Annotated in this window: 22 protein-coding genes, 1 other RNA gene and 1 pseudogene; 14 read left to right on the top strand and 10 right to left on the bottom strand. The window is 62.1% G+C overall.

Translation table 11 applies throughout. The features are described 5' to 3' along the window. Positions 1-363: 363 nt before the first annotated feature. From folD to MRBLMS1_RS08780, 5 genes are all read left to right on the top strand, one after another. A complete protein-coding gene (folD, locus tag MRBLMS1_RS08760; protein WP_034747393.1) occupies positions 364-1209 on the top strand; it encodes a bifunctional methylenetetrahydrofolate dehydrogenase/methenyltetrahydrofolate cyclohydrolase FolD in 846 nt (281 codons plus the stop codon). A gap of 50 nt (positions 1210-1259) precedes the next feature. Then, the gene (locus MRBLMS1_RS08765; protein ID WP_485878908.1) at positions 1260-3329 is read left to right on the top strand and encodes a M3 family metallopeptidase; all 2070 of its coding nucleotides are present in this window, start codon (positions 1260-1262) and stop codon (positions 3327-3329) included. Between the two features lie 5 nt (positions 3330-3334). Next, a complete protein-coding gene (locus MRBLMS1_RS08770) occupies positions 3335-3760 on the top strand; it encodes a DNA polymerase III subunit chi (RefSeq protein WP_139091052.1) in 426 nt (141 codons plus the stop codon). Continuing rightward, positions 3757-4134 carry a hypothetical protein gene (locus MRBLMS1_RS08775; RefSeq protein ID WP_128142120.1) on the top strand — a complete coding sequence of 126 codons (378 nt, stop codon included), beginning with the start codon at positions 3757-3759 and terminating at the stop codon, positions 4132-4134. The genes MRBLMS1_RS08770 and MRBLMS1_RS08775 overlap by 4 nt, the downstream gene beginning before the upstream one ends. Positions 4135-4395: 261 nt before the next feature. After that, positions 4396-5538, top strand: coding sequence for a branched-chain amino acid ABC transporter substrate-binding protein (locus MRBLMS1_RS08780; RefSeq protein WP_139091054.1), 1143 nt, complete (start codon positions 4396-4398; stop codon positions 5536-5538). Here the strand turns inward: MRBLMS1_RS08780 and MRBLMS1_RS08785 are convergent. Further along, the gene (locus tag MRBLMS1_RS08785) at positions 5531-6433 is read right to left on the bottom strand and encodes a LysR family transcriptional regulator (RefSeq protein ID WP_485878911.1); all 903 of its coding nucleotides are present in this window, start codon (positions 6431-6433) and stop codon (positions 5531-5533) included. The two genes, MRBLMS1_RS08780 and MRBLMS1_RS08785, sit on opposite strands and share 8 nt — an antisense overlap. Positions 6434-6524: 91 nt before the next feature. On the opposite strand from MRBLMS1_RS08785, the gene MRBLMS1_RS08790 reads away from it, so the two are divergent. Continuing rightward, positions 6525-7526, top strand: a complete 1002-nt coding sequence (locus tag MRBLMS1_RS08790; RefSeq protein WP_485878913.1) for an NAD(P)H-binding protein — start codon at positions 6525-6527, stop codon at positions 7524-7526. A gap of 21 nt (positions 7527-7547) precedes the next feature. On the opposite strand, the gene MRBLMS1_RS08795 is transcribed toward MRBLMS1_RS08790, so the two are convergent. Both MRBLMS1_RS08795 and ilvD read right to left on the bottom strand, forming a co-directional pair. Next, on the bottom strand, positions 7548-7859 hold the full coding sequence (locus tag MRBLMS1_RS08795; protein WP_034747381.1) for a c-type cytochrome: 312 nt from the start codon (positions 7857-7859) through the stop codon (positions 7548-7550). Positions 7860-8082: 223 nt separating this feature from the next. After that, positions 8083-9948 (bottom strand): dihydroxy-acid dehydratase, encoded by a 1866-nt coding sequence (ilvD, locus tag MRBLMS1_RS08800; protein ID WP_331776913.1) that lies wholly within the window; start codon positions 9946-9948, stop codon positions 8083-8085. Between the two features lie 170 nt (positions 9949-10118). On the opposite strand from ilvD, the gene MRBLMS1_RS08805 reads away from it, so the two are divergent. From MRBLMS1_RS08805 to MRBLMS1_RS08815, 3 genes are all read left to right on the top strand, one after another. After that, a complete protein-coding gene (locus MRBLMS1_RS08805; RefSeq protein WP_485879009.1) occupies positions 10119-11030 on the top strand; it encodes a LysR substrate-binding domain-containing protein in 912 nt (303 codons plus the stop codon). An 80-nt stretch (positions 11031-11110) separates the two neighbouring features. Further along, a complete protein-coding gene (gene lgt, locus MRBLMS1_RS08810) occupies positions 11111-11941 on the top strand; it encodes a prolipoprotein diacylglyceryl transferase (RefSeq protein ID WP_485878916.1) in 831 nt (276 codons plus the stop codon). A 181-nt stretch (positions 11942-12122) separates the two neighbouring features. Further along, positions 12123-13619, top strand: a complete 1497-nt coding sequence (locus MRBLMS1_RS08815; protein WP_485878918.1) for a GGDEF domain-containing protein — start codon at positions 12123-12125, stop codon at positions 13617-13619. On the opposite strand, the gene MRBLMS1_RS08820 is transcribed toward MRBLMS1_RS08815, so the two are convergent. The 5 genes from MRBLMS1_RS08820 to MRBLMS1_RS08840 all read right to left on the bottom strand — a co-directional run bounded on the left by MRBLMS1_RS08820 (position 13616) and on the right by MRBLMS1_RS08840 (position 15880). After that, complete coding sequence (locus MRBLMS1_RS08820) at positions 13616-14080, bottom strand: EVE domain-containing protein (RefSeq protein WP_128142113.1); 465 nt, start codon at positions 14078-14080, stop codon at positions 13616-13618. The two genes, MRBLMS1_RS08815 and MRBLMS1_RS08820, sit on opposite strands and share 4 nt — an antisense overlap. Positions 14081-14170: 90 nt before the next feature. Then, positions 14171-14348: non-coding RNA, 6S RNA (ssrS, locus tag MRBLMS1_RS08825), on the bottom strand. Positions 14349-14402: 54 nt separating this feature from the next. Continuing rightward, entirely contained in the window at positions 14403-14714 is a 312-nt protein-coding gene (locus MRBLMS1_RS08830; protein WP_034747344.1) for a cell division protein ZapA, read from the bottom strand. After that, positions 14714-14977: a hypothetical protein gene (locus tag MRBLMS1_RS08835; protein ID WP_034747342.1), complete on the bottom strand. Its 264-nt coding sequence runs from the start codon at positions 14975-14977 to the stop codon at positions 14714-14716. Before MRBLMS1_RS08835 ends, MRBLMS1_RS08830 begins: the two co-directional genes overlap by 1 nt. A gap of 156 nt (positions 14978-15133) precedes the next feature. Then, entirely contained in the window at positions 15134-15880 is a 747-nt protein-coding gene (locus MRBLMS1_RS08840) for a hypothetical protein (RefSeq protein ID WP_485878920.1), read from the bottom strand. Positions 15881-16414: 534 nt separating this feature from the next. On the opposite strand from MRBLMS1_RS08840, the gene groES reads away from it, so the two are divergent. Both groES and groL read left to right on the top strand, forming a co-directional pair. Further along, a complete protein-coding gene (gene groES, locus MRBLMS1_RS08845) occupies positions 16415-16705 on the top strand; it encodes a co-chaperone GroES (RefSeq protein WP_010400979.1) in 291 nt (96 codons plus the stop codon). A gap of 50 nt (positions 16706-16755) precedes the next feature. Continuing rightward, on the top strand, positions 16756-18405 hold the full coding sequence (groL, locus tag MRBLMS1_RS08850) for a chaperonin GroEL (RefSeq protein ID WP_128142111.1): 1650 nt from the start codon (positions 16756-16758) through the stop codon (positions 18403-18405). Between the two features lie 169 nt (positions 18406-18574). On the opposite strand, the gene MRBLMS1_RS08855 is transcribed toward groL, so the two are convergent. Next, entirely contained in the window at positions 18575-19750 is a 1176-nt protein-coding gene (locus MRBLMS1_RS08855) for a hypothetical protein (RefSeq protein WP_485878923.1), read from the bottom strand. A gap of 197 nt (positions 19751-19947) precedes the next feature. Here MRBLMS1_RS08855 and MRBLMS1_RS08860 point away from each other — a divergent pair, with 197 nt between their 5' ends. From MRBLMS1_RS08860 to MRBLMS1_RS08870, 3 genes are all read left to right on the top strand, one after another. Next, the gene (locus MRBLMS1_RS08860; RefSeq protein ID WP_485878925.1) at positions 19948-20460 is read left to right on the top strand and encodes a hypothetical protein; all 513 of its coding nucleotides are present in this window, start codon (positions 19948-19950) and stop codon (positions 20458-20460) included. Between the two features lie 87 nt (positions 20461-20547). Next, positions 20548-21105, top strand: coding sequence for a GNAT family N-acetyltransferase (locus MRBLMS1_RS08865; RefSeq protein WP_485878927.1), 558 nt, complete (start codon positions 20548-20550; stop codon positions 21103-21105). An 81-nt stretch (positions 21106-21186) separates the two neighbouring features. Beyond that, positions 21187-22761 carry a POT-type proton-dependent oligopeptide transporter gene (locus tag MRBLMS1_RS08870; protein WP_128142106.1) on the top strand — a complete coding sequence of 525 codons (1575 nt, stop codon included), beginning with the start codon at positions 21187-21189 and terminating at the stop codon, positions 22759-22761. A 27-nt stretch (positions 22762-22788) separates the two neighbouring features. Here MRBLMS1_RS08870 and MRBLMS1_RS08875 read toward each other — a convergent pair. Further along, a pseudogene (locus MRBLMS1_RS08875) lies at positions 22789-22896 on the bottom strand (IS110 family transposase); the annotation flags it as partial.

The raw sequence follows: 22896 nt of genomic DNA on the forward strand, positions 1-22896 counted from the left end.
ACCCCGGTCGCCCGCACAGGCATACCGGGCCAAGCGGGCCTGAAAAATGTCGAGGGCAAGGCGCAGCGACGCAGACAGTACGCCAGTACGGCAAGGAGCTGCAACGCCGCCATCGGCATTTTCTCAGGCCCGCGTCTCTGGCCCGCTTTTATGCCGGGCCAAGCGGGCCTGAAAAATGTCGAGGGCAAGGCGCGGCGACACAGACAGTACGCCAGTACGGCAAGGAGCTGCAACGCCGCCATCGGCATTTTCTCAGGCCCGCGTCTCCGGCCCGCTGTTGTCACGCCTTTGCATAGCCAAAACCGCCCCTTTGCACCGGCCGGCTTTATAATCTGTCTTTTCCCTCCCACACAGCCTCCTACCATGCCAGCACAACTGATCGACGGAATCGCCCTCTCCCAAAAACTGCGCAGCGAGATCGCCACGCGCGCCGCCGCCCTCACGGCCAAGGGCACCCAGCCCGGCCTGGCCGTGATCCTCGTCGGCGAAGACCCGGCCAGCCAGGTGTACGTCCGCAACAAGGTCAAGGCGTGCGGCGACGTGGGTTTCCACTCGGTGCTGGAAAAATATGAAGCGGACCTGTCCGAAGCGGACTTGCTGGCACGCATCGCCAGCCTGAATACCGATCCGGCCATCCATGGCATCCTCGTGCAAATGCCGCTGCCAAAACATATCAACCCGCACAAGGTCATCGAAGCGATCGCCACGACGAAAGACGTCGATGGCTATTCCGTCCTGAGCGCCGGCGAACTGATGACGGGCTTGCCCGGCTTCCGCCCTTGCACGCCATACGGCTGCATGAAACTGATCGAAAGCACGGGCGTGGACTTGCGCGGCAAGCACGCCGTCGTCATCGGCCGCAGCAACACCGTCGGCAAGCCGATGGCCCTGCTGCTCTTGCAAGCGAACGCAACCGTCACCATCTGCCATAGTGCGACCCCGGACCTGGGCCTGTACACGCGCCAGGCGGACGTGGTCGTGGCCGCCGTCGGCCGCCGCAACACCTTGACGGCCGACATGGTCAAGCCAGGCGCCATCGTCATCGACGTGGGCATGAACCGCGACGATGAAGGCAAGCTGTGCGGCGACGTGGATTTTGCCGGCGTGAAAGAAGTCGCCTCCCACATCACCCCCGTACCGGGTGGCGTGGGTCCGATGACGATCACTATGTTGCTCATGAACACGGTAGAGGCCGCCGAGCGCATTTAAGAATCACCGGGGCGGCATGACCGCCCTTTTATATATGGATGGAATCGACGATGAATACCAACCCCCTGCTTGATTTTTCCGGCCTGCCACGCTTCGACGCGATCACGCACGAGCATGTCACGCCTGCCATCGATACCCTTTTGGCCCAGGCGCGCGCCACGGTGGCGCAGCTGGAAGCGCCCATGGAAGAAGTGAACTGGGAAAACTTCGTCGCGCCCCAGGACCACATCGCCGAAACCCTGGGCCGCGCCTGGAGCATCGTCAACCACTTGAATAGCGTGGTCGACACGCCGGAACTGCGCGCTGCCTACAATGCGAACCAGCCCAAGGTGACGGAATTCTGGACCGAGCTGGGCCAGAACGAAATCCTCTTCGGCAAATACAAGCAATTGCAGGCCCGTGCCGATTTCGCCAGCCTGTCGCCGGCGCGCCGACGCATCGTCGACAATGCCGTGCGCGACTTCCGCCTGGGCGGCGCCGAGTTGCCCGAGGATAAGAAAGAGCGCTTTGGCGCCATCCAGGAAGAACACGCGGCCGTCTCGACGCGTTTTTCCGAAAACGTGCTTGACGCCACCAATGACTACAAGTTGCTGGTCGAGAGCGAGCTTGACCTGGCTGGCCTGCCCGACGACGTGAAAGCCGCCGCGCGTGCCGCCGCCGAAAAAGCGGGCAAGCAGGGCTATGAATTCTCGCTGCACTTCCCGTCGTACTACCCGATCCTGCAATTTGCCGACAATCGCGCGCTGCGCGAGACCATCTACCGCGCCAACGCCACCAAGGCGTCGGACCAGGGCGACGTCTTCAGCAAGAAAGAGGAGTGGGACAATACTCAGAATATTGTCACTCTGTTGCAATTGCGCGACGAAGAGGCAAAACTGCTGGGCTACGCCAATTTCGCCGAAGTGTCGCTCGTCTCCAAAATGGCCACCTCGCCCGCGCAAGTCATCGCTTTCCTGGAAGACCTGGCCAAGCGCGCGCGTCCGTTCGCCGAGAAGGATCTGGCAGAACTGAAACAATTCGCCCGCGAAGAACTGGGCATCGCCGAGCTGCAAGCGTGGGACGTGCCTTACGCTTCCGAAAAGCTGCAGGAACGCCGCTACGCGTTCTCGGCCCAGGAAGTCAAACAGTACTTCCCTGAACACAAGGTGATCGACGGCCTGTTCCGCCAGATCCAGAACCTGTTCACCGTCGACATCAAACCCGATACGGCACCCGTCTGGCACAAGGACGTGCGTTTTTACCGCATCGAGCGCGACGGCAAGCTGGTCGGCCAGTTCTACCTGGATCTGTATGCGCGCGCCGGCAAGAGCGGCGGCGCCTGGATGGACGACGCGCGCGGCCGCCGCGCCGACGCACAACACGTGCAAACGCCGATCGCCTACCTGACCTGCAATTTCACGGAGCCGGCCGTGGTCGAAGGCAAGGCTCAACCTGCCCTGTTCACGCACGATGAAGTCATCACCCTGTTCCACGAATTCGGCCACGGCTTGCACCATATGCTCACCGTCGTCGACGAGCTGGGCGTGTCGGGCATCGCCGGCGTCGAATGGGATGCCGTGGAACTGCCATCGCAATTCATGGAAAACTTCTGCTGGGAATGGGAAGTGCTCGAACACATGACGGCGCATGCCGTCACGGGCGAGCCGCTGCCGCGCGCGCTGTACGACAAGATGCTGGCGGCCAAGAATTTCCAGTCCGGCTTGCAAACCCTGCGCCAGGTGGAGTTCTCCCTGCTCGACATGCATTTGCACTATGACTACGATGCCAGCACGGGCCAGAGCGTGCAGCAGCTGATTGACGGCGTGCGCGCCAAGTTTTCGCTGCTCATCCCGCCCCCGTTCAACCGCTTCCAGAATGCCTTCGGGCATATCTTCGCCGGCGGCTATGCAGCTGGCTACTACAGCTACAAGTGGGCCGAGGTGCTGTCCGCCGACGCCTATGCGGCGTTTGAAGAAGCCAAGGCGCTGGAACCTGACGCCACCACGGCGGCAGGCAAGCGTTATTTGCAGGAAATCCTGTCCGTCGGCGGCTCGCGCCCCGCGCTGGAATCGTTCACGGCCTTCCGCGGCCGCGAGCCGAGCATCGACGCCCTGCTGCGCCACAGCGGCATGGCCGCTTGATCGCCATGAGCCGCGTCGATTTTCACAGCAACGTGCCGGACAAGCTGGCGTATGCCTGCCGTCTGGCGCGCAAGGCCTATATGGCCGGCAACAAGGTCGTCGTGCTGGTGGCCGACAGCGCCCAGCTCGACGCCTTGAACAGCGCCATGTGGACCATTTCCGCCACGGATTTCCTGCCGCACGTGCTGGCCGGTGATCCGCTGGCGGCGCAAACGCCGATCATCCTGACCGATGACGAAGCGGCCGAGCTGCCGCACCACGACATCCTCGTCAACCTGTCGCAGCTGCCACCGGCCAACTACGCGCAGTTCCAGCGCGTCTTCGAGATCGTCTCCATGGATGAGCAAGATGCGCAGGCGGGCCGCCAGCGCTTCCTGCATTACCGCCAGCACAACGTACAGCCGACCCACTTCGTGGCAGGCAAGACATGAGCCAGCAGCCATTCGACCAGGGCATCCCTCTGCTGACGGAGGTGCTGCTGGGGCCGGAAGTGGCCGAGGCCGTCGCGCCCGCCGCAGCGGCGCCTGCCGTCGAGGAAGCGCCGGCGTTGCCGCCAACGGTGGCGCAGCCCGACTGGGACGCCATCGAACAGCGGCTGACGCAGCGCATCCTGCACCAGGTGCAGGGCAAGATTGACCATCTGCTGGAAGAGCGCATCGCCCACGTCCTGCAAACGGCCCTGCAAAACGCCCTGATCGGCATGCGGGGGGCTTTGCGCGAAGACTTGCAGCAGTCGCTGGAGCAGATCGTGGCGCATGCGGTCAGTCATGAACTGGGACATTTGCACCCACCTGCGCAAGCCTGAGCATGCTGCGCAATGTCGGGTTACGCGCTGCGCGCTAACCCGACCTACCCTATTCTCCTTCCCAACGCCATTCTTTGGTGCGCTCGCGCCTGCGAAATCGGTGCATCGCGCCTCACTTTGGTGATTGTTGCGACAAAATGTAAAAAGCCCGAAATGCGGCTTTGCGCCGCCTGTTTTTTGTTGTACCTTTCTTCACACGTACCGCCTGTCGAAGCGGTTTTCACGAGACGCCGCCGTATCTTTATCCACTGGAGAATGTTTATGCTGCTCAAGACCAAAGTCCTTCCGCTCGCCCTCGCCCTCGCTTTTGCCGGCCATGCGGGCGCGCAGGAAATCATCAAGATAGGCCACGTTGCCCCGGTCTCTGGCGCCAGCTCCCACCTGGGCAAGGATAACGAGAACGCGGCCAAGATGGCCATCGAGGACTTGAACGCCAAAGGCTTCAAGATCGACGGCAAAGCTGTGAAATTCGTGCTGGTCCCCGAAGATGACGCAGCCGATCCCAAGCAGGGCACGGCCGTGGCGCAAAAGCTGGTCGACGCCAAGGTCAACGGCGTCGTCGGCCACCTGAACTCGGGCACGACGATTCCCGCCTCGCGCATTTACTTCAATGCCGGCATTCCGCAGATTTCACCGGCCGCCACCAACCCGACGTACACCCAGCAAAAATTCAACACGGCCTTCCGCGTCGTCGCCAATGACAACAAACTGGGCGGCACCTTGGGCGCGTATGCCGTGGGCAAGCTGCAAGCGAAGAAAATCGCCGTCATCGATGACCGCACGGCCTACGGCCAGGGCGTGGCGGAACAGTTCGTCAAAGGCGCCAAGAAGGCGGCACCTGGCGTGCAAATCGTCGGCAAGGAATTTACGAATGCCAACGCGACCGACTTCAATGCCATCCTGACGAGCATCAAGTCGAAAAATCCCGACCTGGTCTTCTTTGGCGGCATGGATTCCGTGGGCGGCCCCATGCTGCGCCAGATGAAGGCGCTGGGCATCAAGGCCAAGTTCATGGGTGGCGACGGCCTGTGCACGGAACCGCTGGGCAAGCTGGCCGGCGACGCCGTGGGCGAAGACATGGTCACCTGCGCGGAAGCGGGCGGCGTGACGGGTGCGCAGCAAAAAGGCATGGATGATTTCCGCGCCCGCTACAAGCAAAAGTACAACATGGAAGTGCAGCTGTACGCGCCATACGTCTACGATGCCGTGATGACCATGGCCACCGCCATGGCCGACGCCAAATCGTCGAAACCGTCCGTCTACCTGCCGTTCCTGGCCAAGGTGCAGTACCAGGGCGTGACGGGCCCCATCTCGTTCGATGCCAACGGCGACATCAAGGATGGCGCGCTGACCTTGTTCACGTATCGTGACGGCAAGAAGACAAAAATGGAAGTGGTCAAGTAAGCGGCTGCGTCGCCACGTAAGCCTGCAAGCCTTCGGCCAGCGCGTCGAAGGTGGCGCGGCAGCGCAGGCTGCCGCGCAAGTCTGCATGCATGGTGATCCACGTTTCCATCGGTAGCGCAAACGCCTGCGGCAACACGCGCCGCAGGGCCGGATCGCGCGCCGCCAGCCCCGCCTGGCACACGCCGATGCCGGCACCTGCCCGTATCAGGGCCAGCTGCGCCAGGTCGCTGTCGCAGCGCCAGGCAAAATTTTCCCGCGTAAATCCCTGGAAGGCTGCACCCGAGTTGCGCACGAAGGGGCTCGCCTCGTCGTAGCCGATGACGGCATGCTGCGCCAGATCGGCCAGTGCCAGCGGCGTGCCCTGCCGCGCCAGGTAGTCCACGTGCGCATGCAGGCCCAGTTCGATATCGCCCACCTTGCGCGCCACCAGCTGCTCCTGGCGCGGACGCAGCATGCGCACGGCGATGTCCGCCTCGCGGCGCAGCAAATCCTGCACCTTGTTGCTCAATACCAATTCAATGACCAGGTCCGGATGGCGTTCGCGCAAGCTGGCCAGGATGGGCGGCAGCACCTCCACGCCCACCACTTCGCTGGCCGCGACGCGCACGACACCGGCCACGCCCTGCCCCTGGCTGCTGGCGGCGCGCTCCATCAGGGCCGCAGTATGTTCCATGGTTTCCGCATGGGGCCGCAGCGCCAGCGCCACTTCCGTGGGGAGCAAACCCAGCTGGGAGCGTGTAAACAGGGTCGCGCCCAGCGCCTGCTCGAGCGCGGCGATATGCCGGCCGACGGTCGGTTGCGTGATGGCCAGCGCGCGGGCCGCGCCGGACAGGGAACCGTGCTTGAGCACGGCCAGCAGCGAACGGTAGTATTCCCAGGCAATCGAGGTAGTCATACATAAATGTATAGCCTGTGGTCGATGCTCGTCAATTCCCAATTAGTCCTGCGCGGCAGATACTGGCCTCATCAACCACACGGAGGACAATATGGACAAAACAGCATTGGTACTGGGCGCCACAGGCGGCATCGGCGGCGAGATGGTGCGCCAGCTCGTGGCGGCGGGCTGGCAGGTGCGTGCCTTGACGCGGGGAGAGCTGCCATCGCCACGCGGCGACGGCATTGAATGGCTGCGCGGCGACGCGCTATCGCGCGCGGACGTGCTGGCGGCCGCCAAAGGCTGCGCCGTCATCGTGCACGCCGTCAACCCGCCCGGTTACCGGAACTGGGGCCAGCTCGTGCTGCCCATGCTCGACAACACGATTGCTGCGGCGATTGCCGAAAACGCCACCATCGTGCTGCCGGGCACCGTGTACAACTTCGGCCCCGACGCCTTTCCCGTGCTGACAGAAGACGCGCCGCAACGTCCGCAGACGCGCAAGGGCGCCATCCGCGTGGAACTGGAAGCACGGCTGGAACGGGCCAGCACGCAGGGCGCCAGGGTCATCATCGTGCGCGCGGGCGACTTCTTCGGCCCCCGCGCCGGCAATAACTGGTTTTCGCAGGGTCTGGTGAAACCGGGCCAGAGGGTGCGCAGCGTGCTGTATCCGGGCCTGCCCGGCATCGGCCACCAGTGGTCCTACCTGCCCGACGTGGCGCGCACGATGCTGCAATTGCTGGCCATGCGCGCCACCTTGCCCGCATTCTCCCGCTTTCACATGGCCGGCCACTGGGACCACGACGGCCGGCAAATGACGGGGGCGATTGCGCGCGTGGTGGAACAAGCGACGGGAGCTGCACCCGCCATCCGGCGTTTCCCGTGGTGGCTGGTGGCGCTGGCGTCGCCGTTCGTGGCGACCTTGCGTGAAATGCGCGAGATGCGCTATCTGTGGCAAACTCCTTTGTGCATGGAGAATGCGCGGCTGCTGGCCGTGCTGGGCCGGGAGCCGCATACGCCGCTCGACGAGGCGGTGCGGGCGACACTGGAAGACATGGGCAATCTGCAAAAGGTGGCGGGCAAAAAAAACGCGCCGGGATTGCCGGCGCGCTAATTGCAGGTACTGCGGCACAGATTATTTCTGTGCCAGTACCCATTTGACCAGGGTGTGGGCTTCAGCATCGCTCACTTGCGGGTTCGCTGGCATCGGGATAGCGCCCCAGGTGCCGGAACCGCCCTTCATGACTTTCGCCACGAGCTTGTTTTCAGCGTCTTTCTGGCCAGCGTACTTGGCAGCCACGTCCTTGAACGCAGGACCCACCAGTTTCGTGCTCACCGCATGGCAAGCCATGCAGTTTTTTGCTTTCGCCAGGTCCGGATTGGCCAACGCTGCTTGCGATGCCAGAGCCGATACGGTCAATACACTCACCAACATAAAACGTTTCATTGTCTTTTCTCCAAAGTTACTTCCTGCGGCATTTTACTGTGTTTCCGCAGATGCACCACGAGCCCAGATCAAGCGTTTCAATGTAGTAACGCAGTGTAGTAGCGATTAGGCATTCATATTCTGCCCCATCTGCGCGTCCATGACCATGTTGTTTGTAAGGCGATGTAACGACAAGCGGCCCCGCGCAGTGGATCGGGGCCGCTTGTCTTACCTGCGCAACAGATCAGCGCTTCTTCAACTGCGACAGATCGCGCACGGCGCCACGGTCAGCCGACGTCGTCAGCGCCGCATACGCCTGCAGCGCCTGCGACACATAGCGGTCGCGGTTGACGGGCAGCCAGGCCGCGTCGCCCTTCGCTTCCATGGCGGCGCGGCGCGCGGCCAGTTCGGCATCCGTCACGCGCAGGTTGATGGTGCGCTCGGGGATGTCGATATCGATGAAGTCGCCCTCTTCCACCAGACCGATGGCGCCGCCTTCGGCCGCTTCCGGCGAAGCGTGGCCGATCACCAGGCCCGAGGAACCGCCCGAGAAGCGCCCGTCCGTGAACAGCGCGCACGCCTTGCCCAGGCCCTTCGACTTGATGTACGAGGTCGGGTACAGCATTTCCTGCATGCCGGGACCGCCTTTCGGGCCTTCGTAGCGGATGATCACGACGTCGCCTTCATGCACGGTGTCTTCCAGGATGGCAGCGACGGCCGCGTCCTGGCTTTCGAACACGCGCGCCTTGCCCGAGAATTTCAAGATGCTTTCATCGACGCCTGCCGTCTTGACGATGCAGCCCTTTTCAGCCAGGTTGCCGTACAAGACGGCCAGGCCGCCATCCTGCGAATACGCGTGGGCCTTGTCGCGGATGCAGCCCGTGCTGCGGTCCGTGTCGACGGCGGCAAAACGCTCCGACTGCGAGAACGCCGTCTGCGTTGGCACGCCGCCCGGGGCGGCGCGGAACAGTTCATGCACGGCCGGATCGTCCGTGCACTTGATGTCGTTTTGCGCGATGGCGTCGGCGAGGGTCGGCGCGTGGATCGTCGGCAGAGTCGTGTTGAGCAGGCCGGCGCGCGCCAGTTCGCCCAGGATGCCCACGATGCCGCCCGCGCGGTGCACGTCTTCGATATGGTATTTGTCCGTCATCGGTGCGACCTTGCACAGGCACGGCACCTTGCGCGAGATGCGGTCGATGTCGGCCATCGTGAATTCCACTTCCGCCTCGTGCGCGGCGGCCAGCAAGTGCAGCACGGTGTTGGTCGAGCCGCCCATGGAGACGTCGAGCGCCATGGCGTTTTCAAACGCGGCCTTGGTGGCGATCGAGCGTGGCAGCACCGAATAATCGTCCTGCTCGTAGTGGCGCTTGGCCAGTTCGACGATCAGGCGGCCCGCGCGCAGGAACAGCTGCTGGCGGTCCGAGTGCGTGGCCAGAATCGTGCCGTTGCCGGGCAGGGCCAGGCCCAGCGCCTCGGTCAAACAGTTCATCGAGTTGGCCGTAAACATGCCGGAGCAGGAACCGCAGGTCGGACAGGCCGAGCGTTCGATTTCCGCCACGTCGGCGTCGGACACGGTGCTGTCGCCCGCCTTGATCATGGCGTCGACCAGGTCCAGCTTGATGATCTTCTGGCTGCCGTTGACGACCTTGACGACCTTGCCCGCTTCCATCGGCCCGCCCGAGATGAAGACGACGGGGATATTGATGCGCATGGCGGCCATCAGCATGCCCGGCGTGATCTTGTCGCAGTTCGAGATGCAGACCATGGCGTCGGCGCAGTGGGCATTGACCATGTATTCGACGGAGTCGGCGATCAGGTCGCGCGAGGGCAGCGAATACAGCATGCCGCCATGGCCCATGGCGATGCCGTCATCGACGGCGATGGTATTGAATTCCTTGGCCACGCCGCCGGCCGCTTCGATTTCGCGCGCCACCATCTGTCCCAGGTCTTTCAAATGCACGTGACCGGGCACGAACTGGGTGAACGAGTTGACGACGGCGATGATCGGCTTGTCGAAGTCGCCGTCCTTCATGCCGGTGGCGCGCCACAGGGCGCGGGCGCCAGCCATGTTGCGGCCGTGGGTGGTGGTGCGGGAGCGGTATTGCGGCATGATGGACCTTCCAAAAGTGTTGGTGCCTGACTGTGCGGATCTGCAGTAAAACCCTGCATGCAGTGGGGGTACGCCAGATTGCCTTGCGCGCGCCCCACTGTCAAATATATGATGCACGCGTCTGTGAGTCGTTTTACATATCACAGCAATCAATCCGCATGGAAACACATATGAACCTGGAACTGCGCCAGCTGCGCTACTTTGTCACCGTCGCCGAAGAATTGCACTTCGGCCGCGCCGCCGCGCGCCTGCACATGACGCAACCGCCCCTGTCGCAAACCATCATGGCGCTGGAAGAATTGCTGGGCGCGCCGCTGTTCGTGCGCACGCGGCGCGAGGTGCAGCTGACGCCGGCCGGCACAGCCCTGCTGCCCGAAGCGCGCCGGCTGCTGGCGCAGGCGCAGGATTTGCCCGCGCTGGTACGGCGGGCCGCACAGGGCGAGGCGGGACGGCTGAGCCTGGCCTTCGTCTCGTCGGCCGACTACAGCGTGCTGCCGCCATTGCTGCGCGCGTACCAGGCGGCCTATCCGCAAGTGCACATCCAGCTACAGGAAGCCACCTCGGACCTGCAGCTCGACGAACTGCTGGCCGGGCGCACGGATGCGGGCCTGTTGATCCCCCCGCTACCCGAGAAGGCAAAAGGGGAACTCGATTACCTGCCCGTGCTGGCCGAAGGGCTGGTACTGGCCGCGCCGTCCGGCCTCGGCATATTGAATACGCCGGGCCCCGTGCGCCTGTGCGACGTGCCGCCCCTGCCCTTGATCGTTTTCCCGCGCGCCATTTCTCCCGCCCTGCACGACGCCATTCTTGGCGTCTTCCGCGCGGCCGGCATCACGCCGCAGATCGGCCAGGAAGCGATCCAGATGCAAACCATCGTCAGCCTCGTCTCGGCTGGCATGGGCATCGCGCTTGTGCCACAATCGGTATCGAATCTGATGCGCCCGGGCGTAGAATACAGGCCGCTGCAGGACGCCACGCCGCTGGTGGAAACGGGCCTGGCCTGGCGCCGCGACAATCCGTCCGCCGTGCTGCAAGGTTTTTTGGCGCTGCTGCGCAAGCAGATCGGCGCGGCCGCCGATTAAAATTAAGTGGCCGCTAAGACAAAAAACGGCCAGCGCCCCCATACTACGCAACCTTGGCTTTAAACAAAGAAAGAAACCCCATGCTGATACACCCGATGCCCGACCCGATAGCCATCCAGATCGGCCCGCTCGCCGTGCACTGGTACGGCCTGATGTATGTGCTGGCCTTTGCCCTGTTCATTATCCTGGGCAGAGTGCGCATCAAGCAGCCGCACATTGCCGTACTGGGCTGGAAGAAGGAAGACCTCGATGACATGCTGTTCTACGGCATGCTGGGCGTGGTGATCGGCGGGCGCCTGGGCGAAGTGCTGTTCTACCGTCCCGAATATTTCATGCACAACCCGCTTGAGATCTTCATGGTCTGGCATGGCGGCATGTCCTTCCATGGCGGCTTCCTCGGCGTCATCCTGGCCATGTATCTGTGGGGCCGCAAGGCGGGCCGCAACCTGTTCGACGTGCTCGACTTCATCGCCCCGCTGGTGCCACTCGGCTATGCGGCCGGCCGTCTGGGTAACTTCATCAATGCCGAACTGCCGGGCCGCATCGCGCCGGAAACCCTGCCGTGGGCCATGCAGTGGCCAGGCATTCCGTATCCCGTGCACCCGTCGCCGCTCTACCAGATGCTGGTCGACGGCATCCTGGTCTTCATCATCCTGTGGCTGTTTGCGCGCAAGCAGCGTCCGCGCATGGCCGTGGGCGCCATGTTTACCCTGCTGTACGGCTGCGCGCGCTTCTTCACCGAATACTTCCGCACGCCGGACTGGGAAGTCGTGTGGCTGGGCGTGCCGATCACGTCGGGCCAGATGCTGTCCCTGCCGATGATCGTCGGTGCCATCGCCCTGCTGGTGTGGGCGTATAAAAGCCAGGCAATGGGCACCCCTCCCACTAAGGCGCGTCCGGCAAACACGTAAAAAACCACTGCTCCCCCTGTGGCGCGCCAGGCAGGCGCGCCACCATCTCCTTCCGCAACATTTCCCTCAACGCAATTAAATTTCCTCGTGGAATAGACTTGCCGTTGACATCTCGGTATCATCGTTTTCACGTGCCGCCATACCGGCGGCACGCCACGACGCCACCGGGGAGTGCCTTGCCATGCCGCCTGCAGGGCGAAAGCTGACATGCTCGATTGCGCTGGCCACCTGCTATATGTTGGCCCAGCTGGCCTTGATGGCCTGGGCAGGCACGCGCGCCCCGTACGTCAGCTATGCATTCAGTATTGTCTCGCCCCTGCTGGCGCTGGCCGCCTGTTGCCGCTGCGCCTACGTCAGCGCGGCAGGCGCCGCCAGGACAGGCTGGGCCCTGTTCGCCGTGGCCATGCTGTTTTGGAGCACGGGCATGATATTGTCGGCCTGGCAGGATCTGAGCGGACAAGTGGCCTCCGACGCCACGTATTTTTCCGATTTCGCCTATTTCATGTATGGCGCGCCCCTGCTGCTGGCCATCTCGTCCGTAACGCACAACCATCCCTCGCGCACCCTGCAATGGCTCGATGCCGTGCAGGTGCTGCTGGCGGCCTACCTGGCTTATACGGTCATCTTTTCCGTGTCGCCATTCGACCAGCGCTCGATCGCGCCGATTCCCGCCAGCCTGCTGGTGCTGACCTACAACGTGGAAAACCTGGTCCTGGCCTGTTGCGCTTCGCTGCGCCTGCTGGCGCACCGCCGCGATGGCGGGCAAGGCCGCTTTTACCTGTTCCTGACGGTGTTTTTATGGTGCTATGCGGGCTGCGCGGCCACATATAACTATCTGACCCTGCATGGCGTGACGCAAGCATGGAGCGAAGTGCTGCCGAGCCTGCCATTCCTGCTGCTGGTGTTGCTGGCCACGCGCGTCACGGCGGCGCAGTCCGCAGCCGAAAGTACGCAGGCGCAGCAAGCCCCGCAAAAGCTGACCCTGCTGATCGACAATTTCAGTCCCATCTTCTTTACGGCCGCCTTGCTGGGCCTGGGCTTTGCCGTCATGCGCGCGCATTTCTACCTGGCGGCGGCGTCGCTGTTCCTCGCGCTGCTGGTCCACGCGCTGCGCTCGGCCACTTTGCAAAGCCGCTACATGCAAAGCGAACTGGCCTTGCGCGCCGCGCATGACAAGTTGGAAAAGCTGTCGCTGACGGATGGCTTGACGGGCATCGCCAACCGGCGCTGCTTCGACCAGACATTACAGCTGGAGTGGCAGCGCACCGCGCGCAACCATCAAGGGCTGGCCCTGTTGATCATCGATATCGATTTCTTCAAAAGCCTCAACGATACCTTCGGCCACCCGTATGGCGACGCCTGCCTGGTGCGGATCGCGGCCGCCCTGCACTCGGCGCTGCCGCGCGCCAGCGACCTGGCGGCCCGCTTCGGCGGCGAGGAGTTTGCCGCCATCCTGCCCGCCACCGATGGCGACGGCGCGCTGGCCGTGGCGCACAAGATGCAGGAAGCGATCGCCGCGGCCGCCATCGTCCACGCGCCGTCGCGCGGCGGCCTGGTAACGGCCAGCATCGGCCTGGCCTTGAGCGACGCAGGACAGACGCCGGAACAATTGCTGGCCGCCGCCGACCAGGCCCTGTACCGGGCCAAGCAGAATGGCCGCAACCGGGTCGAAGCCTAGCCTTTCAGCTTATTGGTAATCACTTTCCATTGCGCCGGCGTCACGGGCGTGATCGACAGCCGGCTGCCTTTCTTAAGCAGCAGCATGTCTTCCAGTTCCGGCATCTGGCGCATCTCGGACAGGGGCAGCAGCGCCGTCTTCTTTACGCCGCGCACGTCGACGCTGATCCAGCGCGGCTGCTCCGGCGTGGCCTTGGCATCGAAATATTTGCCGCCCTCTTCAAACTGGCTGTGATCGGGATACGCGCCGCTGGCCACTTCGGCCACGCCGGCCACGCCCGGCTGCGGGCAGCTCGAGTGATAGAACAGCACGCCATCGCCCGGCTGCATGCCATCGCGCATGAAGTTGCGCGCCTGGTAGTTGCGCACGCCGAACCACGGCATGGTGTGCTTGGGCGCGGCCATCAGGTCGTCGATGCTCACTTCATCGGGTTCGGATTTCATCAGCCAGTATTGTTTCATGCAGACTCCGTATCAAAGCGACAGGCGTAAAAAAACGGTTGCGCATCAATGCTGCAACCGTTTTCAGTTGTACTACCAAGTTACTGCGAATTGGGCCCCGCCTGTGCCGCTATGCCGGCATCCCGAACCAAACGGTTCAAGGTGGTCACGTTAGTTCAATTTCGGGTTCGTCGAACGAGCGACGCTCACTCCCATCAAACAAAATTCGCAACCGATGCGCATAAATGGTTCAAGGAATATATGGCAATCGCGAACACCGCAGGGTAGACCCAAGTTTACTCCTTTGATCGCGCATCGCAAAGACAAATCGTCGCGTGCACGCTTAAAAAAGGTTTTCCTGGGGCGTCAAAGCGCTATCCAATACCGTGTGCATGGCCGAGATTTTCTGCTTCACTTCCAGGATCGTCAATTCCGACAGCGGACCTTGCGGCGACTTCACGGAGAGGAATTCCGCGGCCACGCCCAGGGCGGCCAGTACGGCGATGCGGTCGTTGCCCTTGACCTTGCCCGCGTCGCGGATGGCTTTCATTTTGCTATCGAGATAGATCGCCGCTTCGCGCAGCGCGCGCTCTTCGCCGTCGCGGCACACCATGCTGTAGGACTGGCCCATGATATTGACATCGACACGCGGCATCACGCTTCCTTCTCGTTCTCGGCAATATAGGCGCCCGCTTCCGAAGCGGCTTGCTCCAGGCCGGCTTGCACCAGTTCGGGAATTTTTTCCAGCAACGCTTCGACCCGCTCCTGCGCCTCGCGCATGCGCTGCACGTACAGGGCGTTCTCGGCGGCCAGCGCGGCATTGTCCTTGCGCAGTTGCGCGTTTTCACGGCGCAGCGCATGGGTCATTTCGGCCAGCAGGCCTATTTTGTCGGATAATTCGTTGAATTCGGAAATCATCCCGCCACTATAGGGCGGACGCTCCATGGGCGTCAATCGAATCACGCCGCTGTCACACATATTTACATCAATGCAGGTCAGTTGCCGTGAAATACACGCTTTTCCCGGCGCTTTTCGCCATCTGCACGCATCCGCCAGCGCCGCGATGGCAGCGCTTTACTCGTCGACGTAATCGGGTTCGATATCGAGTCCGCCATAGCGGTTTTCGCAAGAGCGGCGCGTCAGCGTCTGTTGCCCACCCTTGCCGTCAAGCACCATTGTCAAATCGCGGCAAGTACGGCCGTAGCTGCCAGGTTTGCTGTCCGTGCCCGAGGGCGTCAGGCGCACCGCCAGCGGTACCGCATTGCCCAGGCCCTTGTTGCTCCACTGGCGCGTCTTGCCATCCTCTTCATCTTTCAAGGTGCGCACGGCGGCCGTCAACAGGGCTTGCTTTTCCTTGGCATTCAGCTTGGCGATGGTGACGTCGGACAGGAAAGGCGGATACACGACGGGCGCCGGATCCTTGCCCTGCACATCCCAGCGGCCGCTGCTCTGCGAACAGGTACGGCGGCTCAAGTCCTGCGACTTGTCACCGGCCGTGACGACGAATTTCAGGTCGCGGCAGATGTGCGCCTTCAGGCTGTGTTCCGTCATGCCCGAGTTGCTGAAGTTATACGTGACTTTGACCAGCACGCCGCGGTCGCCGCCGTTGTCCCACACGTGCGCTTCCTGGTCATCGTCGTCCTTGTTCAGATCGTTGAACAGGTCGTTCAGCAGCCTTTCCTTTTCCTGCGGCGTCAAGGCGGCCACGGTGATCTCGTCGACGATGGTGGGCGTTTGCGCGGCGGCATTGCCCAGGCAGGCGAGACCGATGAGGGTGGCGCCCAGCAGGCGCAGGGTGGAACGGGAAGTGGTCAATGGCATGGTGTGCTTTCTGGTGCAGGTGACGATATATGGCGATATTGATATGCAATTACAATCATCTTATCAAAGTCCATAGTAAAACTGTGTTTCCTGTGCGTACAGGAACGCCGTTCGCCTGACGGGCATGCTAGAGTCGCGCCTGTTGCTGACGCCCGGGAACGAGGCTTGCGTTTGCGCAAACCCTGCGTAAATGCAGGCTGCGCAGAACGTCTAAGCTTATCTTCCTGGAGAATAAGCCCTTGAATAAGCCCCCTACCGTCCCTATAATTAGCACTCGTTAGTATAGAGTGCTAACAAACTCTTTCGTAGCAATCCTCAGGACATGATGGTGTCTGCCGGGCAACAGCAGGGAACGCTACGCGGCGGGCGACGCCGCGATGCCACCACTGCCTAGCTGGCACGCACTCGATGACATGGGGTTTGCTTGACCGTTGCGGGCTGCTTTCAACGGCGGTCACTGAAAGCAGGTCTGGCGCTGTGCCAGGCATGTATTCATTTAGCAACACCTATCCATTGAACTTTAAGGAGTTTTGTATGAATCTGCGCCCATTGAACGATCGCGTCATCGTCAAACGCCTCGACCAGGAAACCAAAACTGCGTCCGGCCTCATCATTCCTGATGCAGCTGCTGAAAAACCGGATCAAGGCGAAGTCCTTGCCGTAGGCAATGGCAAGATTCTCGACGACGGCAAAGTCCGTCCTCTGGATGTCAAAGTGGGCGACCGCGTCCTGTTCGGCAAATACGCTGGCCAAACCGTCAAAGTTGACGGCGATGAGCTGCTGGTCATGCGCGAAGAAGACATCATGGCGATCGTCGTCAAGTAATTGTTTCCACGTTGTAGACAGATACATCCCGAAACTCAGGAGAATTGAACATGGCAGCTAAAGAAGTAGTATTCGGCGACGCAGCGCGCGCCAAGATGGTCGAAGGCGTCAATATCCTCGCCAACGCAGTCAAAGTCACCTTGGGCCCGAAAGGCCGCAACGTCGTTCTGGAGCGCTCGTTCGGCGCCCCTACCGTCACCAAGGATGGTGTGTCGGTAGCGAAAGAAGTTGAACTCAAAGACAAGCTCATGAACATGGGCGCGCAAATGGTCAAGGAAGTTGCTTCCCGCACCAGCGACAACGCCGGCGACGGCACCACCACCGCAACCGTGCTGGCACAAGCCATCGTGCGCGAAGGCATGAAGTTCGTTGCCGCAGGCATGAACCCGATGGACCTGAAGCGCGGTATCGACAAGGCAGTTGCTGCCACCGTCGAAGAACTGGCGAAAATCGCCCGTCCTTGCACCACGACCAAAGAAATCGCCCAGGTTGGCGCGATCTCGGCGAACTCGGACTACTCGATCGGCGAGCGTATCGCTGAAGCGATGGAAAAAGTCGGTAAAGAAGGCGTCATCACCGTGGAAGACGGCAAGTCGCTGAACGACGAGCTGGACATCGTTGAAGGCATGCAGTTCGACCGCGGCTACCTGTCGCCATACTTCATCAACAACCCAGAGAAACAAGTTGCCGTACTGGACAGCCCATTCGTCCTGCTGTGCGACAAGAAAATCTCGAACATCCGTGACCTGCTGCCGGTACTGGAACAAGTCGCAAAAGCTGGCCGTCCACTGCTGATCATCGCGGAAGACATCGAAGGCGAAGCGCTGGCGACCCTGGTTGTGAACAACATCCGCGGCATCCTGAAAACCTGCGCAGTGAAAGCCCCTGGCTTCGGCGACCGCCGCAAAGCCATGCTGGAAGACATCGCTGTCCTGACCGGCGGCCAAGTGATCGCTGAAGAAGTCGGCCTGACCCTGGAAAAAGTGACCCTGGCCGAACTGGGCCAAGCGAAACGCATCGAAGTGGGCAAAGAAAACACCATCGTCATCGATGGCGCCGGCGAAGCTGCCTCGATCGAAGCACGCGTGAAACAAGTGCGTGTACAGATCGAAGAAGCGACCTCGGACTACGACCGTGAAAAACTGCAAGAGCGCGTCGCCAAACTGGCTGGCGGCGTTGCCGTGATCAAGGTTGGCGCAGCCACCGAAGTCGAAATGAAAGAGAAAAAAGCACGCGTTGAAGATGCACTGCACGCTACCCGCGCTGCCGTGGAAGAAGGCATCGTGCCAGGCGGCGGCGTAGCCCTGCTGCGCGCACGCGCCAACATCACGGTCAAGGGCGACAATCCTGATCAAGACGCTGGTATCAAGATCGTCCTGCGTGCAATGGAAGAGCCACTGCGCATGATCGTGCAAAACGCTGGCGAAGAAGCTTCGGTCGTCGTGGCAGCCGTACTGGCTGGCACGGGCAACTACGGCTACAACGCTGCCAACGGCACGTATGGCGACATGGTTGAAATGGGCGTTCTGGACCCAGCCAAAGTGACCCGTTCGGCGCTGCAAAACGCCGCTTCGATCGCTTCGCTGATGCTGACGACCGACTGCATGGTCTGCGAAATCGCTGACGACAAAGCAGCCGGCGGCATGGGCGGCGGCATGGGTGGTATGGGCGGCATGGGCGGCATGGACGGCATGATGTAATGTCCGGCGTCCCCGCGCGCAGGCGACGGCGCGCAGGGATGCATCGCCGGGCCAGGATGGGCAGACCAAAAGCTGTTTATCCCAGCCCGGCAGCCCCGAAAAGCTATCTTCTACGGAAGGTAGCTTTTTTTTTCGCCTGGCGCTTGTCGCCGCTGCCGCGAACACGCCCTCAGTTCTGGCTCAGGCTTTCCGGATACACGACGGCCGATGCATAATCGATGCGCTTTTCCGTATCATCAGGCGGCAGGCCGTTCGCGGCATATTTGATGCCGGCAGCCAGCAACGTCATGCTGTGCCGCCCGAATGCCCCGACATCGACGTCGGGAAAAGTCATGCGGATGTCGCGCCGGTAATCGCGCGCGTGATTGAATCTGGTCGATATCTTGCGCACAAACGACAGCGCCTCGCCATCCAGATACACACGGGAGATATTCGGGTCCTTCGTCACCACGTAGTTGCGCCAATGCAAGAAGAACCAGCCGGTTGCCGGGCTGGGGTCAAAGGCAACCGTCGCGCGCACATCGCACGCCTTGCTGCTATACGCCAGATGTTGCGCCAAGCCCCCTCCCAGCGAGTGGCCGACCAGGTCGATGGGCGCTTGCACGCCCTCGTCCCGGCCCATGGCTGCCTTGCAGACAGCCGAGGACGCCGTCTTCGGCAACACGCGCACCAGCGCTTCGATCAGGCGGCCCCCTTCTGTCCGGGCCTCGCTGAACTGGGGATTGGCACCTACGCCAAAATCGACGTTGCTGAAGTTGGCGATCCAGTCGCTGCGCCACTCATACCTGGTATTTTCCGTACCGCGAAAGGCCAGTACCGCCTCCAGCGGGCGGCCCGCCGCATCCAGCCTGATGTAGGTCTCATATTGCAAGCCCTTGGCGCCACGGCAAGGCTGCAGCGGGCCGCCCTGTCCCGCCGCCGGCTGCATGCCCAGTTGCTTGACAAGTTGCTGATTCAGCCGGACCCAGCCATCGGGCAAGCCGCTGCGCAAGGCAGGCGCGTCCGTGGCGGTAACATAATCGCAGGCGCGCTCCTGGCGCTCCGACACGGCAAGATCGCGCCGGTAAACGGCTTCGGCCATGTCGGCATGCGGTGATAGCTGGCGCAGCATGACAAGCGCCTCACCGGCAGGCAGGGTCTTTTCCACAGCGCCGGCAGCGGTGTGCGCCGATTCATGAATCGTTGGAAACTGCTTGCCCGTGCTCGCGCACGCGGCCAGAAAGCATGACGCGGCGAGCAGCGCCGTGCGTTTGATCATGTTCATCGTTTCTCCGTGGACGTTGATGCGCTGAGCCCAAACCCGGACATTCCGTGCCTCGCCAGCGCGACAGGCAGCCTGCAGCATGGCTTCCTGCACCAAAGTTAGCACATAAGCAATTTCACACAAGTATTTATTGATTCATTTTGGAAATTTGACGGACCTATATCGTTTTAACAACACCGAAAGGCAAACGGAACAACCGACTCTGGATGCGGCATCGACAGCGTGAACGGCCGACTGGCGGCCCCCTGCGATTGCCGGCCTGTGCGTTTTGCTTTAGCATGGCCGCCATCGTCGTTCTTTCTCATCCCACCATCATGCCGCCACGCGCCTCTTCTTCCAAAACCACCATCATCGCCGGCATCCTGGCCGGCTTGCTGGCCGCCGGGCTCGGCGCTTTCTACCTGCACCAGCAATCCGCGCCGCATGGTGACCATGCCCCTGCCGCGAGCAGCCAGACGACGGCGCAAGAGCAGAACGCGCGCGCCGTCGATGCCTTGCTGGCTTTGCCGGAAATCAAGGCTTGGTCGGCGCATATCGAAAAGGCCTCGGGCGGCCGCGCACACGGCGCCGTAATGGAAACGTCGCCCGAGACGCGCCTCGTCGATGGCGCCGCCTGCTATCAGCTGAGCTTTTTCGAAAGCACGCCCGATGCGGCGCACCGCTGGGAAAGTTTCGTCGTCACGCCCGACGGCAAGCGCATCCTCGTCGACGACATCGCCAGCGGCGACCTGATCACCCTGGAACAATGGCGCAAGGACAACGCGCCCATGCAGCGCATCGCGCCGCAGTAACGCTCCATGCGGGCGTCCCCTGCGGCGGGACGCTGGCGTTGCAGCGCAAGCTTTACTTTCTGGCATCGAAGCCCGATACTCGGCCACATGCCCGCCATCACTGTCCGCCCCCTCACGCCAGACGACGCCAGCGCCTACCGCGCGCTGCGCCTGGCCGGCATCGCCGAACTGCCCGCCGCCTTCTGCACCACGCATGCGGCGGAAAGCAGCTTGCCCTTGGCACAGATAGCCGAGCGCTTGCGCGCCACATCGCACCAAATAATATTTGGCGCTTTCGACAAGGAACAATTGATCGGCATTGCCGGCCTGCGCCGCGAACCGATTGCCGTCGTGCATGACAAGGCCAGCCTGTGGAACGTGTACGTGACACCGCAGGCACGCGGCTGCGGCGCGGGACGGCAATTGGTGCGGGCGGCCATCGCGCACGCCTGCGGCGTGCCCGAACTGGCCCGCGTGCGCCTGGCCGTGGCACAGGACAACGGCGCGGCATTGCCACTGTACCTGGCCTGCGGTTTTACCCTGGAAGACTGTCCCGCATCGGATGGCATGCTGCAAATGCAACTGTTGCTGCCCCGTCCAGCCCGTGCAAGTGTCGAAAGTCATGTCTTTATGAAAATCAATACCTTACAAATCCCTGCGAAATAGCGGACAGGCCGTTTTTTCTGTTGCAAGCAAACGCGGCAGGCCTTAGCATCGCGGCTTACAAAAAAAACTTGGGGAGAGCCAATGTCATCGGCCGAGACACAAACCGCCACGGGCAAAATGCCCCGGCAAATACCGTACATCATCGCCAACGAAGGCTGCGAACGCTTCAGCTTTTACGGCATGCGCAATATCCTGACGCCATTCCTCATCAGCACCTTGCTGCTGATGATCCCGATCGACCAGCGCACGGGCGAAGCCAAGCACGTGTTCCACACCTTCGTCATCGGCGTGTACTTCTTCCCGCTGCTGGGCGGCTGGCTTGCCGACCGCTTCTTCGGCAAGTACAACACCATCTTCTGGCTCAGTCTCGTGTATTGCGCCGGCCATGCCTGCCTGGCCCTGTTTGAAAACAGCGTCAACGGCTTCTATTTCGGCCTGTTCCTGATCGCCTTCGGTTCCGGCGGCATCAAGCCGCTCGTGGCCTCGTTTGTCGGCGACCAGTTCGACCAGACCAACAAGCACAAGGCCAAGCTGGTCTTCGACCTGTTCTACTGGATCATCAACTTCGGCTCCTTCTTCGCCTCGCTGCTGATGCCGATGTTCCTGCGCGACTACGGTCCCTCGATCGCCTTCGGCATCCCCGGCCTGATGATGCTGGCCGCCACCATCGTCTTCTGGATGGGCGCCAAGAAATACGTGCACGTGCCGCCAGCGCCGCCGAACCCCGATTCGTTCACCCGCGTGGCCCGCACGGCCCTGCTGGCGCGTGTCGACGGCGGCTCGCGTCCCGGCCTGTACGTGGCCTACGTCGGCGTGATCGGCGCCCTGTATGCGTTCTACAGCATTCCTGAATGGGGCTTCGTGATTTCCGCGTGTACCGCACTGGTCTTGCTGCTGGCCTTCGGCAGCATCGGCACGGCCATGCAGCTGGAACGCGCACGTGGCATCCACCCTGACGAAGCCGTCGAAGGCGTGCGCGCCGTGCTGCGCATCCTCGTCATCTTCGCCCTCGTCACGCCATTCTTCTCGCTGTTCGACCAGAAGGCCTCGACGTGGATCGTGCAAGCGAACACCATGGAAAAACCAAGCTGGTTCCTGCCGGCGCAGATGCAGGCGCTGAACCCGATGCTGGTGATGCTCCTGATCCCGTTCAACAACCTGGTGCTGTACCCGATGCTGAACCGCTTCGGCTGGGAAGCGACGGCCCTGCGCCGCATGACGGCCGGTATCGGCTTTTCCTCGCTGGCATGGATCGTCATCGGCTTGCTGCAGCTGGCCCTCGACAGCGGCAGCGCCGTCTCCATCATGTGGCAGATCCTGCCGTACGCGCTGCTGACGTTCGGCGAAGTGCTGGTCTCGGCGACGGGACTGGAGTTTGCGTACAGCCAGGCGCCCGTCTCGATGAAGGGCGCCATCATGAGCTTCTGGAATCTGTCTACGACGGTGGGCAACCTGTGGGTGCTGATCGTCAACCGCAGCGTCATGAACGAAGGCGTGATCGGCAAGATCGCCGAAAGCGGCATCAGCGTGACGGCCTTCCAGATGTTCTTCTTCGCCGCCTTCGCCGCCGTGGCCATGCTGGCCTTCGGCCTGTATGCGAAGCGCTACAAGATGGTGGACAACTACCGCCAGGCGGTGGTGCCGGGCAAGGCGTAATCATACAAGTAGATACTGTTATCCCCGTCAAGCAGCGTGCAAGGTCGGATCAAATATTTTTCCCGACCTGAGCACGCCGAATGCTACATGCACCAGCTTGCGCATCATGGCGCCGATGATCAGTTTCTTTGCCTT

Source organism: Massilia sp. LMS1-1-1.1, from assembly GCF_040815535.1.
GTDB lineage: Bacteria > Pseudomonadota > Gammaproteobacteria > Burkholderiales > Burkholderiaceae_D > Janthinobacterium > Janthinobacterium aestuarii.

What these genes read in the sequence shown, in the direction of transcription:
- folD (WP_034747393.1), top strand. Translation starts at nt 364, where the DNA reads ATGCCAGCACAACTGATCGACGGAATCGCCCTCTCCCAAAAACTGCGC.
- MRBLMS1_RS08765 (WP_485878908.1), top strand. Translation starts at nt 1,260, where the DNA reads ATGAATACCAACCCCCTGCTTGATTTTTCCGGCCTGCCACGCTTCGAC.
- MRBLMS1_RS08770 (WP_139091052.1), top strand. Translation starts at nt 3,335, where the DNA reads ATGAGCCGCGTCGATTTTCACAGCAACGTGCCGGACAAGCTGGCGTAT.
- MRBLMS1_RS08775 (WP_128142120.1), top strand. Translation starts at nt 3,757, where the DNA reads ATGAGCCAGCAGCCATTCGACCAGGGCATCCCTCTGCTGACGGAGGTG.
- MRBLMS1_RS08780 (WP_139091054.1), top strand. Translation starts at nt 4,396, where the DNA reads ATGCTGCTCAAGACCAAAGTCCTTCCGCTCGCCCTCGCCCTCGCTTTT.
- MRBLMS1_RS08785 (WP_485878911.1), bottom strand. Translation starts at nt 6,433, where the DNA reads ATGACTACCTCGATTGCCTGGGAATACTACCGTTCGCTGCTGGCCGTG.
- MRBLMS1_RS08790 (WP_485878913.1), top strand. Translation starts at nt 6,525, where the DNA reads ATGGACAAAACAGCATTGGTACTGGGCGCCACAGGCGGCATCGGCGGC.
- MRBLMS1_RS08795 (WP_034747381.1), bottom strand. Translation starts at nt 7,859, where the DNA reads ATGAAACGTTTTATGTTGGTGAGTGTATTGACCGTATCGGCTCTGGCA.
- ilvD (WP_331776913.1), bottom strand. Translation starts at nt 9,948, where the DNA reads ATGCCGCAATACCGCTCCCGCACCACCACCCACGGCCGCAACATGGCT.
- MRBLMS1_RS08805 (WP_485879009.1), top strand. Translation starts at nt 10,119, where the DNA reads ATGAACCTGGAACTGCGCCAGCTGCGCTACTTTGTCACCGTCGCCGAA.
- lgt (WP_485878916.1), top strand. Translation starts at nt 11,111, where the DNA reads ATGCTGATACACCCGATGCCCGACCCGATAGCCATCCAGATCGGCCCG.
- MRBLMS1_RS08815 (WP_485878918.1), top strand. Translation starts at nt 12,123, where the DNA reads ATGCCGCCTGCAGGGCGAAAGCTGACATGCTCGATTGCGCTGGCCACC.
- MRBLMS1_RS08820 (WP_128142113.1), bottom strand. Translation starts at nt 14,080, where the DNA reads ATGAAACAATACTGGCTGATGAAATCCGAACCCGATGAAGTGAGCATC.
- MRBLMS1_RS08830 (WP_034747344.1), bottom strand. Translation starts at nt 14,714, where the DNA reads ATGCCGCGTGTCGATGTCAATATCATGGGCCAGTCCTACAGCATGGTG.
- MRBLMS1_RS08835 (WP_034747342.1), bottom strand. Translation starts at nt 14,977, where the DNA reads ATGATTTCCGAATTCAACGAATTATCCGACAAAATAGGCCTGCTGGCC.
- MRBLMS1_RS08840 (WP_485878920.1), bottom strand. Translation starts at nt 15,880, where the DNA reads ATGCCATTGACCACTTCCCGTTCCACCCTGCGCCTGCTGGGCGCCACC.
- groES (WP_010400979.1), top strand. Translation starts at nt 16,415, where the DNA reads ATGAATCTGCGCCCATTGAACGATCGCGTCATCGTCAAACGCCTCGAC.
- groL (WP_128142111.1), top strand. Translation starts at nt 16,756, where the DNA reads ATGGCAGCTAAAGAAGTAGTATTCGGCGACGCAGCGCGCGCCAAGATG.
- MRBLMS1_RS08855 (WP_485878923.1), bottom strand. Translation starts at nt 19,750, where the DNA reads ATGCTGCAGGCTGCCTGTCGCGCTGGCGAGGCACGGAATGTCCGGGTT.
- MRBLMS1_RS08860 (WP_485878925.1), top strand. Translation starts at nt 19,948, where the DNA reads ATGGCCGCCATCGTCGTTCTTTCTCATCCCACCATCATGCCGCCACGC.
- MRBLMS1_RS08865 (WP_485878927.1), top strand. Translation starts at nt 20,548, where the DNA reads ATGCCCGCCATCACTGTCCGCCCCCTCACGCCAGACGACGCCAGCGCC.
- MRBLMS1_RS08870 (WP_128142106.1), top strand. Translation starts at nt 21,187, where the DNA reads ATGTCATCGGCCGAGACACAAACCGCCACGGGCAAAATGCCCCGGCAA.